Origin of the sequence: Streptomyces sp. NPDC047108 (genome assembly GCF_040643575.1) — a bacterium.
Taxonomy (GTDB): Bacteria; Actinomycetota; Actinomycetes; order Streptomycetales; family Streptomycetaceae; genus Streptomyces.
Genome location: NZ_JBEYUP010000008.1, coordinates 143,951 through 160,561, shown reverse-complemented (window position 1 = coordinate 160,561; position 16,611 = coordinate 143,951). Strand labels below are relative to the sequence as shown.

Genomic DNA, 16,611 nt, shown 5'->3' with positions numbered 1-16,611 from the left:
TCACTTGGCGAGGGGCTGGGTGAAGCGCAGCAGATTCCCCGCGGGGTCACGGAACGCGCAGTCGCGGACGCCGTAGGGCTGGTCCATCGGCTCCTGCAGCACGTCACCGCCCGCGGCGTTGATGCGCTCGAAGGTCGCGTCGCAGTCCTGCGTCGAGAAGATCACGCCGCGCAGCAGCCCCTTGGCCATCAGCTCCGCCATGGCCTGCCGGTCGGCCGGTGAGGCGCTCGGGTCGGCGACGGGCGGTTCCAGGACGATGTTCACATCCGGCTGCGAGGGCGCCCCGACCGTCACCCAGCGCATCCCCTCGAACCCGACGTCGTTACGGACCTCGAGGCCGAGGACGTCGCGGTAGAACGCGATCGCCTTGTCGTGGTCGTCGACGGCGAGGAAGCATTGAGAAAGCGTGATGTCCATGCCGTTCACGCTACGGCCGCGGGGTGGGGCTCGCTTCTCCGTTCCTGACCGGTCGCGTATGGATCTTGGCGATGCATGCCGGGACGGCGGATCCGTGATCATGGCTCCGGGCCCGGTAGGCGCTCGGGCTCTCGCCGACCAGCTGAGTGAAGCGCGAACTGAACGACCCGAGGGACGTACAGCCGACCGCGAAGCAGACCTCCGTCACCGACAGGTCTCCGCGCCGCAGCAGCGCCTTGGCGCGTTCGATGCGGCGGGTCATCAGGTAGCTGTACGGGGTCTCGCCGAAGGCGGCGCGGAAGCTGCGGGAGAAGTGGCCCGGTGACATCAGGGCGCCACGGGCGAGGGCCGGGACGTCGAGCGGCTCCGCGTAGTCGCGGTCCATCCGGTCGCGGGCTCGCCGCAGCCGGATGAGGTCGTCGAGATCCTGCCGTCTCACCCGACGATTTTCCCACAGCGGCCGCGGCCCGAGATGCCGTTACGGCGTTGCTGGGCCCGGGGGCGCCGTACCGGAGGGTGCCGGGACCGATCAGGATTCGAGAAGCGCCGGTCCCCGGGCTCTGCCTAGCCTGACCGCCCAGGCAAACGGTTCTTCCGCCCTGTGCGGCCCCGGTCGGGCCGATTCGCGCCGGAGAAGGAGAACCGGACGTACTGTTCGAAGCATCTCGGATCGAGCCACGCGACGCCGGTTCACGGCCACGAGGCAGGCGCGCCCTACAGATGGAGACACGATGAGCAAGGCCACGAGGGATGCGCGGTCGTCCGCACGGCACGCAGCCGACAGCCACGAACTGATCCGTGTGCACGGCGCGCGCGAGAACAACCTCAAGGACGTCAGCATCGCGATCCCGAAGCGCCGGCTGACGGTGTTCACCGGCGTCTCCGGCTCGGGCAAGAGCTCGCTGGTGTTCAACACCATCGCCGCCGAGTCGCAGCGGCTGATCAACGAGACCTACAGCGCCTTCCTGCAGGGCTTCATGCCGACGCTCGCGCGCCCCGAGGTCGACGTCCTCGAAGGGCTCACGACGGCGATCATCGTCGACCAGCAGCGGATGGGCGGCGACCCCCGCTCCACGGTCGGCACCGCGACCGACGCCAACGCGATGCTGCGGATCCTCTTCAGCAGGCTCGGGAAGCCGCACATCGGCCCGCCGAGCGCGTACTCCTTCAACGTGGCCTCGGTCCGGGCGAGCGGGGCGATCACCGTCGAGCGCGGCGCCAGGACCAAGGCCGAGAAGGCCACCTTCAACCGCACCGGCGGCATGTGCACGCGCTGCGAAGGCCGGGGCGCCGTCTCCGACATCGATCTCACCCAGCTCTACGACGACACCAAGTCGATCGCCGAGGGCGCGTTCACCATCCCCGGCTGGAAGTCCGACAACGTCTGGACCGTGGGGATCTACGCGGAGTCGGGCTTCCTCGACCCGAACAAGCCGATCCGCAGGTTCACCAAGAAGGAGATGCACGACTTCCTCTACCGCGAGCCGACGAAGGTCAAGGTCAACGGCGTCAACCTCACCTACGAGGGCCTGATCCCCAAGATCCAGAAGTCGTTCCTGTCCAAGGACAAGGAAGCGATGCAGCCGCACATCCGGGCGTTCGTGGAGCGGGCGGTCACCTTCGCCACCTGCCCCGACTGCGACGGCACCCGGCTCAGCGAGGGGGCGCGGACGTCGAAGTACCAGGGGATCAGCATCGCCGACGCCTGCGGGATGCAGATCAGCGACCTGGCCGCATGGGTCCGCGGCCTCGACGAACCGTCGGTGGCGCCGCTGCTCACCTCGCTCGGGCAGACACTGGAGTCGTTCGTGGAGATCGGCCTCGGGTACCTCGCGCTCGACCGGCCCGCGGGCACGCTGTCGGGCGGCGAGGCGCAGCGCGTCAAGATGATCCGGCACCTCGGCTCCTCGCTCACCGACACCACGTACGTCTTCGACGAGCCCACCGCGGGCCTGCACCCCCATGACATCCAGCGGATGAACGATCTGCTGCTGCGGCTGCGGGACAAGGGCAACACCGTGCTCGTCGTCGAGCACAAGCCGGAGACGATCGCGATCGCCGACCACATCGTCGACCTCGGCCCGGGCGCCGGCACGGAGGGCGGCACCGTCTGCTTCGAGGGCACCGTCGAGGGGCTGCGGACCGGCGGCACCATCACCGGCCGCCACTTCGACGACCGTGCCTCGCTCAAGAAGGCCGTACGGACGCCCGCCGGCACCGTTCCCATCCGCGGCGCGTCGACGCACAACCTGCGGGACGTCGACGTCGACGTCCCGCTCGGCGTGCTCGCCGTCGTCACGGGCGTCGCGGGCTCCGGCAAGAGCTCGCTCGTCCACGGGTCGCTGGTGAAGGGTTCAGGGGCCGCCGACGCTGGGGTGGTGGCGGTCGACCAGAGCCCGATCCGTGGCTCGCGACGGAGCAACCCGGCGACGTACACCGGGCTGCTCGACCCGATCCGCAAGGCGTTCGCCAAGGCCAACGGCGTGAAGCCGGCGCTGTTCAGCGCCAACTCCGAGGGCGCCTGCCCCACCTGCAAGGGCGTCGGGGTCATCTACACCGACCTGGCGATGATGGCCGGTGTCGCCACCACCTGTGAGGACTGCGAGGGGAAGCGGTTCGAGGCGTCGGTGCTCGACCACCACCTCGGCGGCCGGGACATCAGCGAGGTGCTGGCAATGTCGGTGGCCCAGGCCGAGGAGTTCTTCGGGGACGGCGAGGCCCGCACGCCCGCCGCGCACCGCATCCTCGAGCGGCTCGCCGACGTCGGGCTCGGCTACCTGCGCCTCGGCCAGCCGCTCACCACGCTGTCCGGGGGCGAGCGGCAGCGGCTCAAGCTGGCCACGCACATGGCCGAGAAGGGCGGCGTCTACGTTCTCGACGAGCCGACCGCCGGTCTGCATCTCGCCGACGTCGAGCAGCTCCTCGGGCTGCTCGACCGGCTTGTCGACTCCGGGAAGTCGGTCATCGTGATCGAGCACCACCAGGCGGTCATGGCGCACGCCGACTGGATCATCGACCTCGGCCCCGGGGCCGGCCACGACGGCGGCACGGTCGTCTTCGAGGGCACGCCCGCCGACCTCGTCGCCGCCCGGTCCACGCTCACCGGCGAACACCTCGCCGCGTACGTCGGCGCCTGACCGGACCACGGGCCGCGCTCGCCGCCGGACTCCCCCGGCGGCGAGTGCGGCGGGGGTCTAGTGCTGTGACCGGGAAGGTTTGCCAGGAAGCTCGCGGCGTCCGGTGCGGTGCATCGCAAGGCGGAGGATCATCCTCGTACTGGGCGTACTCGGATGACTCCGACAACGCAGCGAGGTGCCGTGCCGGGCGTCGCGAGCCGGTGAACCTTCCCGGTCACAGCACTAGCGCGTCAGCGGAGGGCGCTGGTCGTCGTCGGACGGGGGGTCGCCGCCCGGCCGGTCCTCGCGCACGACCTCCCCCGGGACGACCTTTCCGTCCGGCCGGTGCATCCGCGCCTGCTGGTAGGCATGGCCGAAAGTCCCCGGTCGCGGCACCGCGACACGGCGGCTCAGCGCCCGTTCCAGCCCCCGCCGCAGCACCGCTCGCGTCGGCGGGAAGATGCACAGCAGCCCGACCGCGTCGGACACGAATCCCGGCATCATCAGCAGGAGCCCGCCCAGCATGGGGAGGGTGTGCCCGGCGTTGTCACCGTTTTCCTGCCCCTCGTCGATCGGCCGGCCCTCCGCCGCGGCCGCCTGCGCCGCCTGGACGTTCTCCGCCAGCCGGCGCCAGGCCCGGCGGCCCGCGCGCTTGATCACGTATCCGCCGAGCACGGCTCCGCCGAGGAGCAGCAGGAGGACGGTGAGGGCGCCGACGGCGTCCGCCACCACGGTCAGCAGCCAGATCTCCAGAACCAGCCAGGCGGCGATGGCCAGGGGGACGAGGGTGCGGGCGCGGGAGCGCCGGGGGCGGGTCGGGGGTTGCTGGGGCGGCGAGCCGGTCGTCATGCCTTCCAGTGTGCATTGACCCGCTTCTCTCGGGTACGCGGGCCTGCGGATCACGCCCATGACCCGTACGGCATCACGGAGCGCCCGAACCCGGGCGCGGAAGGAGTGGATCTCATGAACTGGCGCCAGAGCGCCGCTTGCCGTGACGAGGACCCCGAACTCTTCTTCCCCATCGGCACCACAGGCCCCGCCGCCACCCATCAGGCGGAACAGGCGAAGGCGGTCTGCAACAGCTGTCCGGTACAGCAGGAATGCCTGGAATGGGCTCTGGAGAACAACCAGGACTCCGGAGTGTGGGGCGGAATGGACGAGATGGAGCGGCGCGCCCTGCGCCGTCGTACAGCTCGCCGCGCCGCGCGGGCGCGGAGCTGACCCCCGGGCCGGCACGGAGGCCGTGGTGCCCCCACCCGCCAGGGGCGGTGTCGCCCGTACGAGGGCCGGGCCGGTGAACTGCCCCCGCGCGTATGCCGGTTGGCCATCGACCCGGCGGCTCGCTCTTGCGGAGAACTGTCCTCCTGCCGGGTCATACCCCGGCGATCAGCGGGTACCCGACGGATCCGGCGGCCGGGCGCACCGGCTGCCCGGCACGATCTCCGCGAGCGAGTGAGGATGGAGGCATGAGCGAACGTCCAGAGGAAGGCGCCGGCGACTCCGACCAGGTCCCCCGTGACATGCCGGACCAGCAGGCGGGCGGTGCCAGGACGCCCGAGCAGTGGTACGCGGAGGACCTCGACCGCAACAAGGAGGAGGCCGAGGCGGAGCTCGCGGAGAACGAGCACGAGCTGCCCGACACCGACGAGGCGGGCACGGGCCGTCGTGACACTGGGAGAACCGAGGACGGCGACGAGGAGAGCCCGCCGCCGGTCGAGCCCACCGACTGACACCGGCCGTCCCCACCGGGAGTCACGGCGAGGACGGCATGGAACCGCCCGGGAAGCCTGAGCTTCCCGGGCGGCTGTGTGGTGCGGCCGGTACGCCGCTCGCGCGGCTAGGGGTGTGTGCGCCCCTGGAGGACGGTGATGCTGCCGCTCCCCCCGGCCCGCTTGTTGGCGGCGTCCGCTTCCTTCAGGGTCACGAAGTCGCGTATGACACCGTTCGGAAGCGTGAGCCGGTACGTGGTCGACCTCCCCGGCGGCGCGGATGGCACCGGCGCCGCGGGGGCAGCGGGTGTCGCCGGTGCCGCTGACGGCACCGGGGTCGCCGACGGGCGCGCTCGCCCTCCGCAGTTGCATCCCATCGCGGAACTCCTTCACTGGTTGAGGTGGTACGGGAGGGCCTCCGATCAGTCGACCCAGGTGGAGGCCACTCCCGCGAGGTAGGACAGGGTGAGGACCATCGCCACGGCCTGGAAGCCCGCCGTGTGACCGACGAGCAGCGCTGCCGGGGCGACTGCGGTGGAGACCCAGATGCTGGTGCACCAGCCGCAGGTGATCAGGTTGGCGGGGCCTGAGTCGTCCCCGAACCGGTCGGCGATCCAGGTACGAAGTCCCGCCGCGAGGGTGTCCTTCGTGAGGAACCGCGTGATCCGGCACACGGTGCCGAGTGCGAGGAGGAAGACTGCAAGGCTCATGAGAACCGCCTGGAGGTCGGGCCTGGGCCCCGGCCGGAGGGCTGACCGGGGCCCAGTGCTCTGCGAACCGGCTTACAGGTAGGTGTAGTTCACCGGGTTGCTGCTACCGGACGGCGAGTGAGCGACGACGTTCACGTTGCCGGGAGCATGCGGCGGGGCGATGACCGTGATGACCGAGGTCAGCGGTACGGACACGATCGTTGCGGGGACACCTCCGAAGGTGACGGAGGTGACGGTGTTGAGGTTCGACCCGACGAGCGCGACGGTGTTGCCGCCGTTCCTGGAGCCGAAACCGGGGAGGGCGAAGGACAGGGTCGGAGGCGGTGCGGGGCTGTTCACCGTCTGGAGCCGGGGCGCCGAGTTCGACGTGTTGAAGCAGGTGCTTCCGTTGTAGACCGCGGTCAGGGTGTGGATGCCGGCCGAGAAGGAGGAGGTCGTCAGCGTCGCTGTGCCTCCCGCCAGTGCCACCGTGCCCAAGGGCAGGAGTCCGTCGAAGAACGTCACCGTGCCGGTGGGGGTTCCACTGGCCGGTGCGGTCGCGGTGACGGTTGCGGTGAGTGTCACCGTCTGACCGGTCGTCGACGGGTTCGGTGCCGAGTTGAGCGTGGTGGTGGTGTTGCCCTTGTTGACCACCGCGACCGTGGTCCCCGTGGACCCGGACGCGCAGGCGCTGCCGTTGTAGACCGCGCTCAGCGAGTGAACACCGGCGCCGAGGGCGGAGGTGGACAGGGTCGCCGTGCCTCCCGACAGGGCCACGGTCCCCAGCGGAACGGCGCCGTCGAAGAACGTCACCGTGCCGGTCGCGGTCCCGCTGCCCGGCGCGTTGACCGAGACGTTCGCGGTCAGGGTCACCGACTGGCCGCACACCGACGGATTCGGCGTCGCGGTCAGACTGGTGGTGGTGGAGGCCGGGTTGACGGTCACGGTGGTGGTACCGGTCGAACCGGACCGACAGGCGCTCCCGTTGTAGACCGCGGTCACGGTCCCGGACGCCAGCGTGGAGGTCGTGACGCACGCCTGACCGGACGCGTTCAGCGCCACCGTCTGGTTCAGCCCACCAGGACCGGTGAAGGTCACCGTCCCCGTCGGGACACCGCTGCCGGGGGCGTTGGTCGCCACGGTCGCGCAGACGGTCACCGTCTGACCGCACACCGACGGATTCGGCGTCGCCGTCACACTGGTCGTCGTCGAGGCCGGGTTCACGGTCACGGTCGTGGTACCGGTCGAACCGGACCGACAGGCGCTCCCGTTGTAGACCGCGGTCACCGTCCCGGACGCCAGTACGGAGGTCGTGACGCACGCCTGACCGGACGCGTTCAGCGCCACCGTCTGGTTCAGCCCACCAGGACCGGTGAAGGTCACCGTCCCCGTCGGGACACCGCTGCCCGGAGCGTTGGTCACCACGGTCGCGCAGACGGTCACCGACTGACCGCACACCGACGGATTCGGCGTCGCGGTCACGCTCGTCGTGGTGCTCGCACTGTTGACGGTCACGGTCGTCGTACCGGTCGAACCCGCGGCGCAGGCACTGCCGTTGTAGACCGCGGTCACGGTCCCGGACGTCAGCGCGGAGGTGGTGAAGCACGCCTGACCGGACGCGTTCAGCGCCACCGTCTGAGTCACTCCACCAGGACCGGTGAAGGTCACCGACCCGGTCGGAGTACCGCTGCCCGGCGCGTTGGTCACCACGGTCGCGCAGAGGGTCACCGACTGACCGCACACCGACGGATTCGGCGTGGCACTCACGGTGGTCGTCGTAGCGGCCGGGTTGACGGTCACGACGACGCTGCCGGTCGACGGCGCCGCGCAGGGGCCGCCGCTGTAGACCGCGGTCACCGTGCCGGACGTCAGCGCGGAGGTGGTGAAGCACGCCTGACCGGACGCGTTCAGCGCCACCGTCTGAGTCAGACCGCCGGGACCGGTGAAGGTCACCGACCCGGTCGGAGTACCGCTGCCCGGGGCGTTGGTCGCCACGGTCGCGCAGACGGTCACCGACTGACCGCACACCGACGGATTCGGCGTCACGGTCACACTGGTCGTCGTCGAGGCCGGGTTGACGGTCACGGCCACGCTGCCGGTCGAGGTCGCCGCGCAGTCGTCGCCGCTGTAGACCGCGGTCACGGTGCCCGACGCCAGCGCTGTGGTCGTGAAGCACGCCTGGCCGGAAGCGTTGACGGCGACGGTCTGGGTCAGCCCGCCGGGACCGGTGAAGGTCACCGACCCGGTCGGAGTACCGCTGCCCGGAGCGTCGATCGTCACGGTCGCGCAGACGGTCACCGACTGACCGCACACCGACGGATTCGGCGTGGCGCTCACGGTGGTCGTCGTCGCGGCCTGGCCGACGGTCACGGCCACGCTGCCGGTCGAAGGCGCCGCGCAGCCGTCACCGTTGTAGGTGGCGGTCACGGTCCCGGACTCCAGCACCGTGGTGGTGGTGCAGGCCTGGCCGGCTCCGTTGAGCACCACGGTCTCGGTCAGCCCGCCGGGACCGGTGAAGGTCACCGTCCCGGTCGGAGTACCGCTGCCCGGAGCGTCGATGGCCACCGTCGCGCAGAGGGTGACCGATTGGCCGCACACCGACGGGTTCGGTGTCGCCGTCACACTCGTGGTGGTCGCGGCCGAGTTGACGCTGACGGCCACGGTGCCGGTCGAGGTCGCCGCGCAGTCGTCGCCGCTGTAGACCGCGGTCACGGTTCCGGAGCCCAGCACGGTGGTCGTCGTACAGGCCTGGCCCGACGCGTTCACCGGCACGGTCTGGTTCAGCCCGCCGGGGCCGGTGAAGGTCACCGTCCCGGTCGGAGTACCGCTGCCCGGGGCCTGGATGGTCACGGTCGCGCAGACGGTCACCGACTGACCGCAGACGGACGGGTCGGGTGTCGCCGACACCACGGTCGTCGTCGCGGCCTGGTTGACGGTCACGGTTGTGGATCCGGTCGACGTCGCGGCACAGCCGTCGCCGCTGTAGACCGCGGTCACGGTCCCGGACTCCAGCACCGTGGTCGTCGTACAGGCCTGGCCCGACGCGTCCAGCGCCACGGTCTCGTTCAGCCCGCCAGGCCCGGTGAAGACGACCGACCCGGTGGGTGTCCCGCTGCCCGGGGCGTTGATGACCACCGTCGCGCACACGGTCACCGACTCACCGCACACCGACGGATTCGGCGTCGCCGACACCGTCGTGGTCGTCGCGGCCGAGTTGACGCTCACGGCCACGGTGCCGGTCGAAGGCGCCGCGCAGCCGTCACCGTTGTAGGTGACGGTCACGGTCCCGGAGCCCAGTGTCGTGGTGGTCGTGCAGGCCTGGCCGGTGCCGTCGAGAGTGACTTCCTCGTTCAGCCCGCCGGGACCGGTGAAGATCACCGTGCCGGTGGGTGTCCCACTGCCCGGAGCGTCGATGGCCACCGTCGCGCACACGGTCACCGACTCACCGCACACCGACGGATTCGGCGTCGCGGTCACACTCGTGGTCGTCGGGGCCGAGTTGACGGTCGCGGTGGCGGTGCCGACCGAACCGGTCACGCAGGTGTCGCCCGCGTAGGTTGCGGTCACCGTTCCGGTGGCCAGCGAGGTGGTGGTCAGACATGCCTGGCCGGTGCCGTCGAGCAGCACGGTCTGGTTCAGGCCGCCCGGACCGGTGAAGACGACCGACCCGGTCGGAGTGCCGCTGCCCGGGGCGTTGGTCACCACGGTCGCGCAGACGGTCACCGACTCACCGCACACCGACGGATTCGGCGTGATGGACACCGTCGTCGTACTGGACGCGGGGTTGACGGTCACGGAGGCTGTGCCGGTCGACGTGGCGGCGCAGTCGTCGCCGCTGTAGACGGCGGTCACCGTCCCGGTGGTCAGGGTGCTGGTGGTCGCACAGGCCTGGCCCAGGGCGTCGAGCAGCACGGTCTGGTTGAGACCGCCGGGGCCGGTGAAGGTCACCGTGCCGGTCGGAGTGCCGCTGCCCGGGGCGTTGGTCACCACGGTCGCGCAGACGGTCACCGACTCACCGCACACCGACGGATTCGGCGTCACGGTCACACTGGTCGTCGTCGAGGCCGGGTTGACGGTCACGACCGCGCTGCCGGTCGAGGTCGCGGCGCAGTCGTCACCTTCGTAGACGGCGGTCACGGTCCCGGACTCGAGAGCGGTGGTCGTGAAGCACGCCTGGCCGGCGCCGTCCAGCGTCACCGTCTGGGTCAGACCGCCAGGAGCCGTGAAGGTCACATCCCCGCTCGGAATGCCACTGCCCGGGGCGTTGATCACCACGGTCGCGCACACCGTCACCGACTCGCCGCACACCGACGGATCCGGCGTCACCGACACGGTCGTCGTGCTGGATGCCGGGTTGACGGTCACTGACGCGGTACCGGTCGAAGCGGACGCGCACGCACTGCCGTTGTAGGTGGCGGTCACGGTCCCGGACTCGAGAGCGGTGGTCGTGAAGCACGCCTGGCCGGCGCCGTCCAGCGTCACCGTCTGGGTCAGACCGCCAGGAGCCGTGAAGGTCACGTTCCCGGTCGGAATGCCACTGCCCGGGGGGCTGATCTCCACCGTCGCGCAGACGGTCACCGACTGACCGCACACCGACGGATCCGGTGTCACCGACAGCGCGGTCGTCGTCGCGGCCGGGTTGACGGTCACGGACGCGGTACCCGTCGAAGCGGCCGCGCACGTGTCGCCGCTGTACGTGGCCGTGATCGTTCCCGTGGCCAGGAGGGAGGTGGTCAGGCACGCCTGGCCCGAAGCGTCCAGCGTGACTTCTTGGTTCAGCCCGCCGGGGCCGGTGAAGACCACTGTGCCGGTCGGGGTGCCACTGCCGGGCGGGGCGATCGTCACCGTCGCGCAGACGGTCACCGACTCGCCGCACACCGACGGATCCGGCGTCACCGACACGGTGGTCGTGCTGGATGCCGGGTTGACGGTCACCGTCGCCGTGCCGGTCGAACTCGCTGCGCAGTCGTCGCCGTTGTAGGTGGCGGTCACCGTCCCGGTGGTCAGCGCGGTGGTCGTCGTACACGCCTCACCGAGGGCGTCCAGGAGGACGGTGTCGGTGAATCCGCCGGGGCCGGTGAAGGTCACTGTCCCGGTCGGGGTACCGCTGCCGGGTGGCTGGACCGTCACCGTCGCGCAGACGGTCACCGACTCACCGCACACCGACGGATCCGGCGTCACCGACACCGCGGTCGCCGTCGAGGCCGGGTTGACGGTCACCGTCGCGGTACCCGTCGAACCGGCCTCGCACGCACTGCCGTTGTAGGTGGCGGTCACCGTCCCGGTTTCCAGGACCGAGGTCGTCGCACACGCCTGGCCCGTACCGTCCAGCCCCACCGTCTGGGTGAAACCGCCAGGACCGCTGAAGGTCACTGTGCCGGTCGGAATGCCGCTGCCGGGCGCCTCGACCGTCACCGTCGCGCAGACGGTCACCGACTCACCGCACACCGACGGATCCGGCGTCACCGACACCGCGGTCGCCGTCGAGGCCGGGTTGACGGTCACGGCGGCCGTGCCGGTCGACGTGGCGCCGCAGCTGTCGCCGTTGTAGGTGGCGGTCACCGTCCCGGACACGAGCGTCGTGCTGGTGAAGCACGCCTGGCCGGTGCCGTCCAGCGCCACCGTCTGGTTCAGACCGCCGGGACCGGTGAACGTCACCGTTCCCTCGGCGATGCCGGTGCCCGGCGCCTCGATCACCACCGTCGCGCAGACGGTCACCGACTGGCCGCAGACCGACGGGTCCGGGGTCACCGACACACTGGTCGTCGTCGCGGCCGGGTTGACGGTGACCGTTGTCGTGCCGACCGAGCTGGCCGTACAGGTGTCGCCGGCGTAGGTGGCCGTGACCGTTCCGGTGGTCAGGACGGAGGTGGTCAGACACGCCTGACCCGCGCCGTTCAGCGCCACGGTCTGGTTGAGTCCGCCGGGACCGGTGAAGGTCACGTTCCCGGTCGGTACTCCGCTGCCCGGTGCCTGGACGGTCACCGTCGCGCAGACGGTCACCGTCTCACCGCACACCGAAGGATTCGGCGTCGCCGACACCGTCGTGGCACTCGACGCCGGGTTGACGGTCACGGAGGCGGTGCCGATGGAACTCGCCGCGCAGTCGTCGCCGTTGTAGGTGGCGGTCACCGTGCCCGTGCTCAGCGTGCTGGAGGTCACGCAGGCCTGGCCGCTGGCGTCCAGCGCGACGGTCTGGTTCAGCCCGCCGGGACCGGTGAACGTGACCGACCCGGTCGGGGTCTCGGTGCCGGGCGCCTCCACGGAAACGGTGGCGCACACGGTCACCTCCTCGCCGCACACGGACGGGTCGGGGGTCACCAACACCACGGTGTTGGTGGTGGCAGCCGTGACGATGTGGTTGTGGAGGAGGGAGGACGACGGGTCGAAGGTGGCGTCGCCCGAGTAGAGGGCGATGGACCCGTGGGTGCCCGCGGGCATGCCGGACACGGTGTGGGTGGCCGTCCCCGACGCGTCCAGGGGAACGGTCGTGGGCGGTCCGTCCTCGGTGATGATGAAGGTGACGGTGCCGGTCGGCGTCGCCGTCTCCGGTGGTACCGGAGTCACTGTTGCGGTGAAGACAACGTCAACGCCACATACGGATGGATTGGGTGTCGAGGTCAGAGTCGTGGTAGCGGTTGCCATGCTTGGCCCCTTCCGCGGGATCCGCACAAACGCGAGTGGGCGCGCCATTGCCCGTGGACGCGAAGTCGCACGGAGAAAGGGATGGTTGACGCAATGTCGGCGCGTACGAAGTCAGCCTCCCTCCCCGTCGAGGGGAAGTGGCCGCCCACCTGTCGATGCCTCCAGTAGGCAGCTCGGCGGACCGAGTGGGCTAGATGGATGCATTCCTCATCACCCGCCTGGCGCAGCGCACTTGGGCGCATTCTTCAGCGCACGGAGTTGCGCCGTTTCGCGCCAAGCGGACAGCGCCACGGAGGAAATGGGAGGGAATAGGCGTCCCGGAATACGGATGACGCAGCACCACGGGCCCGGATCGCCGGGGTTGCCCGGCCGTCGAGCGGTGCATCGGCCCTGGCGCGCAGCAGCCGTCGAGCGTCCGGGAATTGGCCGAGCGCCGCGCGCGCCCGTCCTGTGCGCGCCGCACGCCCCCGGCCCGCGGAATGCCGGAGACACCGGGCGCGAAGAGCGCGGAGGCCGCTTCCGCCGGTCCGGACAGCGGGTATCCGGTACCGGAGTGCCTTTACGTCAACGCTGGCGCAGGACCGGAAATGACGCGTGCGGCTCGCGGGGAGCGCACCATCTCGCCACTCGCGACCGATGGTTGACCGTGCGGAGGAAATCTCCTCTGCAATTGCGGGGATTCGGCTGCCGGATGGTCGCATGCCCGCATCCGTTCACCACCCCCTCGCACTCCCCCGCACGCTCCACGCATGGCGATGCTTTACCCACGGCCGAGGGTGCATCGGCGCCAACCAAAGCATGTGTCGTATGAGCATGACGCACGGGGTGCGTTCGGCATTCCCCGCCCCGGAATGCCGTTGCGGAAAAGGAACGGCGCCCGCCGTAACACAGCAGGGCGCCGTCACCACGCATGACCGGTGGGCGGCGGCGCACGGCGCGTTCCGCGCGGTCCCGCCCATGTCGTCCGCGGTACCGCAGACAGGATCTAACGTCCGCGCTTGCGCCCCAGGACGCGGTCCGCCCGCTCGCCGACGCCCCACGCCGTGACCCGCCACAGCGCCTCGACGACGATGTCGCGGCTCATCTTGCTGTCGCCGCGCTCGCGCTCGATGAAGGTGATCGGCACCTCGACGACGCGGAAGCCCGCCTTCACCGCGCGCCGGGCCATGTCGACCTGGAAGCAGTAGCCCTGGGACGCGACCTCGTCGATACCGAGCCGCTCCAGGGTCTCCTTGCGGAAGGCCCGGTAGCCGCCGGTGATGTCCCGCAGGGGCAGGCCGAGCATCAGCCGCGAGTACGTGCTGCCACCGCGGGAGATGAACTGGCGCGACGCGGGCCAGTTGACCACGCGGCCGCCCGGGACCCAGCGCGAGCCGAGGACGAGGTCGGCGCCCTTCAGCGCGGTGAGCAGCCGGGGCAGCTCCTCGGGCTGGTGCGAGCCGTCGGCGTCCATCTCCACGAGCACGCCGTAGCCGTTGCCGATGCCCCAGCGGAAGCCCGCGAGGTAGGCGGCGCCCAGGCCCTCCTTGCCCTTGCGGTGCAGGACGTGCACGTGGTCGTCCGCGGCGGCCAGCTCGTCGGCGACCTTGCCCGTGCCGTCCGGGCTGTTGTCATCGGCGACGAGGATGTGAGCCTCGGGCACCGCGGACCGCACCCGGCCGACGATCGGCTTGATGTTCTCGGCCTCGTTGTAGGTCGGGATGATCACCAAGACCGAGCCGAGCGGCCCGTACTGCCTCTCAACGCCCTCGTTCACTGCTGCCCCTTCGCTTCCGTGCGTCCCCGTGACCTGTCACGACGCGCGAGCACGACCGCTCCCGCGCAGGACAGGAGCCCCACCATAGCGAGCGCCCACTCCGGGCCGGCGCCGACGCGGTCGGCGACGGTCGTGTGATCACGCAATGGGAGGCGTGCGGTGAGGACGTCCCGGGTGAACTCCTCGGTCCGCTGGTCGATCGTGCCGTCGGGGGACACGATCGCGCTGATCCCGCTCGTGGCCGCCGTGACGATGGCCCGGCCGTGCTCGACGGCGCGCAGCTTGGACATGGCGAGCTGCTGATCGGGCTGCCCGGTACGGCCGTAGGTGGCGTTGTTGGTCTGCACCACGATCGCGCGGGCGCCGTCGTTGACCGTGTCACGGACGATCTCGTCGTAGGCGATCTCGAAGCAGATGACGTCACCGAGCCGGGCCGGCCCGGTCTGGAGGACGCCGTTGTGGTCGCCGGGGTAGAAGTCGCGCGGCACCCGCTGAAGCCGTGAGATGACTTTGCTGAGCTGGTCACGGAAGGGCACGTACTCGCCGAAGGGGACCGGGTGCTGCTTGGTGTACGAGGCGCCGGGGCCGGTCTTCGGATCCCAGACGATGCCCTGGTTCTCGACGTACCCCTCCTTGGTCGGGTGGTCGACCAGGGCGCCGACGAGGACGGGCACGCCGACCGCCTTCACCGCCTCGTCGATCCGGGCCTTGGCCTCGGGGTACTGGTACGGGTCGAGGTCGGAGGCGTTCTCCGGCCAGATGACGAGATCCGGCTTCTCCTTGCGGCCCGCCTTCACGTCCTCGGCGAGGTCCAGGGTGGCCTCGACGTGGTTGTTGAGGATCATCATGGGGCGGCCCAGGAAGTCCATCCCGGCCTGCTGGACGTTGCCCTGGACGACCGCGATGTTCACATGGTCGTCGGCTGCGGTCGGGACGGGCACGGTGAGCCCGGCAGCGCCCACCGCGACCGCGAGCGCCAGCGCCCCTCCGGCGGGGAGGGCCGCCCGCACGGTGCGGGGTGCGTGGCGCAGCCGCCAGGCGGCGACCGCGGCGGCGGCGAGCAGGGTGCCGCTCAGCGCGACGGCGAAGGTGACGAGCGGGGCGCCGCCGAGGGCGGCCAGCGGTGTGAAGGGCGAGCCGGTGTTGGCGAACGCCAGGCGGCCCCACGGGAATCCGCCGAACGGCACGCGGTCGCGCGCCCACTCCTCAGCCACCCACAGGCATGCGGCCCACAAGGGCCAGAGCGGCAGCCGGGAAGTGAGGGCCAGGCAGGCGCCGAGCGCGACGAGGAACAGCGCCTCGATGAGGGCGAGGCCGAACACCGCGTCGTAGCCGACCACATGGAGCCAGCGCAGCAGGACGAAGAAGAACGGCAGCCCGAACGCGAGCCCGGTCCAGGCGCCTTGGCGCGGCGTCCTCCCGCGGGTCAGCAGGCTGAGGGCCGCGACGGCGAGCAGGGACAGCGGCCACAGGCCGTACGGCGGGAAGGCCGCGGCGAGAGCGACACCGGCCAGGGCGGCGAGCCCGGTGCGGGGCGCCTCGCGGCGCGCGAGCCGGTACAGGCGTACGGCGCGGCCTGGACGCGCGACGGCGGTCGCACCGCCGGCCTCGGGCGAGGCCGTGCCGCCTGAGGCCGTCCCGGGCTCCTGGGCTTCCGGCTCCCGGGCGTCCGGCTCCTGGGCGTCGGGACTCACGTGCCCCGACGTCTCCGAGCTGGACCCGTCGGAGACGGACGCCTCGGCGCCGGACTGCTCGGGGCCCGACTCCTCGGGTTCCTGGGCGTCGTCGGCCCGGGCTTCCGCGGACCGCCCGTCCCGCGCCTCGTGCGCCTCGTCGTCGGCGGACCGGCCCGCGCGGGCCTGCGTCCCTCCCTGGGTGTCCGCCGCCTGGCCGGCGCGCGGCGCGCCTCCGGAGGAGTGCGCGGCGGTGGTGTGGGGGCCCGGTGGCAAGGTCGCGGCCTTCCTGCAGGTCGAGCGGTGCTGTGAAGCGACGGTACATCGCCGCGCCGGGGATCCGGACCCCGGGCCGGACCCAGCCACCGGACTCACATCTTCCGCTTTCTCCGTCCACCAGGACAGCGACGGGGGCTCCTCGTGGATCCGAGGGAAGTCCGAGCGGAGAGGGCACCGCGGGAACGGGCGGTAGGCCGTGACGAGGAGGACCGGCAGCGGGCTCGGCCGGTCCGGCGTCCGCCGCGAATGCGGGGACCTTCGGAGGGCACCTTCAGCGGGAATCGCCAGGGACGTTCACTACGGATGGGGGCCCGGCGCCCTTCGGGC

10 protein-coding genes are annotated in these 16,611 nt (G+C 71.1%); 3 read left to right on the top strand and 7 right to left on the bottom strand.

Annotation, left to right across the window (positions count from 1 at the left end; genetic code table 11):
• Complete coding sequence (locus tag ABZ822_RS18580) at positions 1-417, bottom strand: VOC family protein (RefSeq protein ID WP_360854619.1); 417 nt, start codon at positions 415-417, stop codon at positions 1-3.
• A 10-nt stretch (positions 418-427) separates the two neighbouring features.
• Positions 428-802 carry a helix-turn-helix transcriptional regulator gene (locus ABZ822_RS18575; RefSeq protein WP_360855089.1) on the bottom strand — a complete coding sequence of 125 codons (375 nt, stop codon included), beginning with the start codon at positions 800-802 and terminating at the stop codon, positions 428-430.
• 346 nt (positions 803-1,148) lie between these two features.
• Between ABZ822_RS18575 and ABZ822_RS18570 the strand changes: the two genes are divergently transcribed.
• Positions 1,149-3,554: an excinuclease ABC subunit UvrA gene (locus tag ABZ822_RS18570; RefSeq protein ID WP_360854616.1), complete on the top strand. Its 2,406-nt coding sequence runs from the start codon at positions 1,149-1,151 to the stop codon at positions 3,552-3,554.
• 222 nt (positions 3,555-3,776) lie between these two features.
• On the opposite strand, the gene fxsA is transcribed toward ABZ822_RS18570, so the two are convergent.
• Positions 3,777-4,382: an FxsA family membrane protein gene (fxsA, locus tag ABZ822_RS18565; RefSeq protein ID WP_360854613.1), complete on the bottom strand. Its 606-nt coding sequence runs from the start codon at positions 4,380-4,382 to the stop codon at positions 3,777-3,779.
• A 114-nt stretch (positions 4,383-4,496) separates the two neighbouring features.
• On the opposite strand from fxsA, the gene ABZ822_RS18560 reads away from it, so the two are divergent.
• Complete coding sequence (locus ABZ822_RS18560; protein ID WP_360854610.1) at positions 4,497-4,754, top strand: WhiB family transcriptional regulator; 258 nt, start codon at positions 4,497-4,499, stop codon at positions 4,752-4,754.
• A 245-nt stretch (positions 4,755-4,999) separates the two neighbouring features.
• Complete coding sequence (locus ABZ822_RS18555) at positions 5,000-5,263, top strand: hypothetical protein (RefSeq protein ID WP_360854607.1); 264 nt, start codon at positions 5,000-5,002, stop codon at positions 5,261-5,263.
• Positions 5,264-5,664: 401 nt separating this feature from the next.
• On the opposite strand, the gene ABZ822_RS18550 is transcribed toward ABZ822_RS18555, so the two are convergent.
• From ABZ822_RS18550 to lnt, 4 genes are all read right to left on the bottom strand, one after another.
• Positions 5,665-5,952 (bottom strand): hypothetical protein, encoded by a 288-nt coding sequence (locus tag ABZ822_RS18550; protein ID WP_360854604.1) that lies wholly within the window; start codon positions 5,950-5,952, stop codon positions 5,665-5,667.
• A 72-nt stretch (positions 5,953-6,024) separates the two neighbouring features.
• Complete coding sequence (locus ABZ822_RS18545) at positions 6,025-12,576, bottom strand: Ig-like domain repeat protein (protein WP_360854601.1); 6,552 nt, start codon at positions 12,574-12,576, stop codon at positions 6,025-6,027.
• 985 nt (positions 12,577-13,561) lie between these two features.
• Positions 13,562-14,332 carry a polyprenol monophosphomannose synthase gene (locus ABZ822_RS18540; RefSeq protein WP_360854597.1) on the bottom strand — a complete coding sequence of 257 codons (771 nt, stop codon included), beginning with the start codon at positions 14,330-14,332 and terminating at the stop codon, positions 13,562-13,564.
• On the bottom strand, positions 14,329-15,894 hold the full coding sequence (gene lnt, locus ABZ822_RS18535; RefSeq protein WP_360855086.1) for an apolipoprotein N-acyltransferase: 1,566 nt from the start codon (positions 15,892-15,894) through the stop codon (positions 14,329-14,331). The genes ABZ822_RS18540 and lnt overlap by 4 nt, the downstream gene beginning before the upstream one ends.
• Positions 15,895-16,611: the final 717 nt, after the last annotated feature.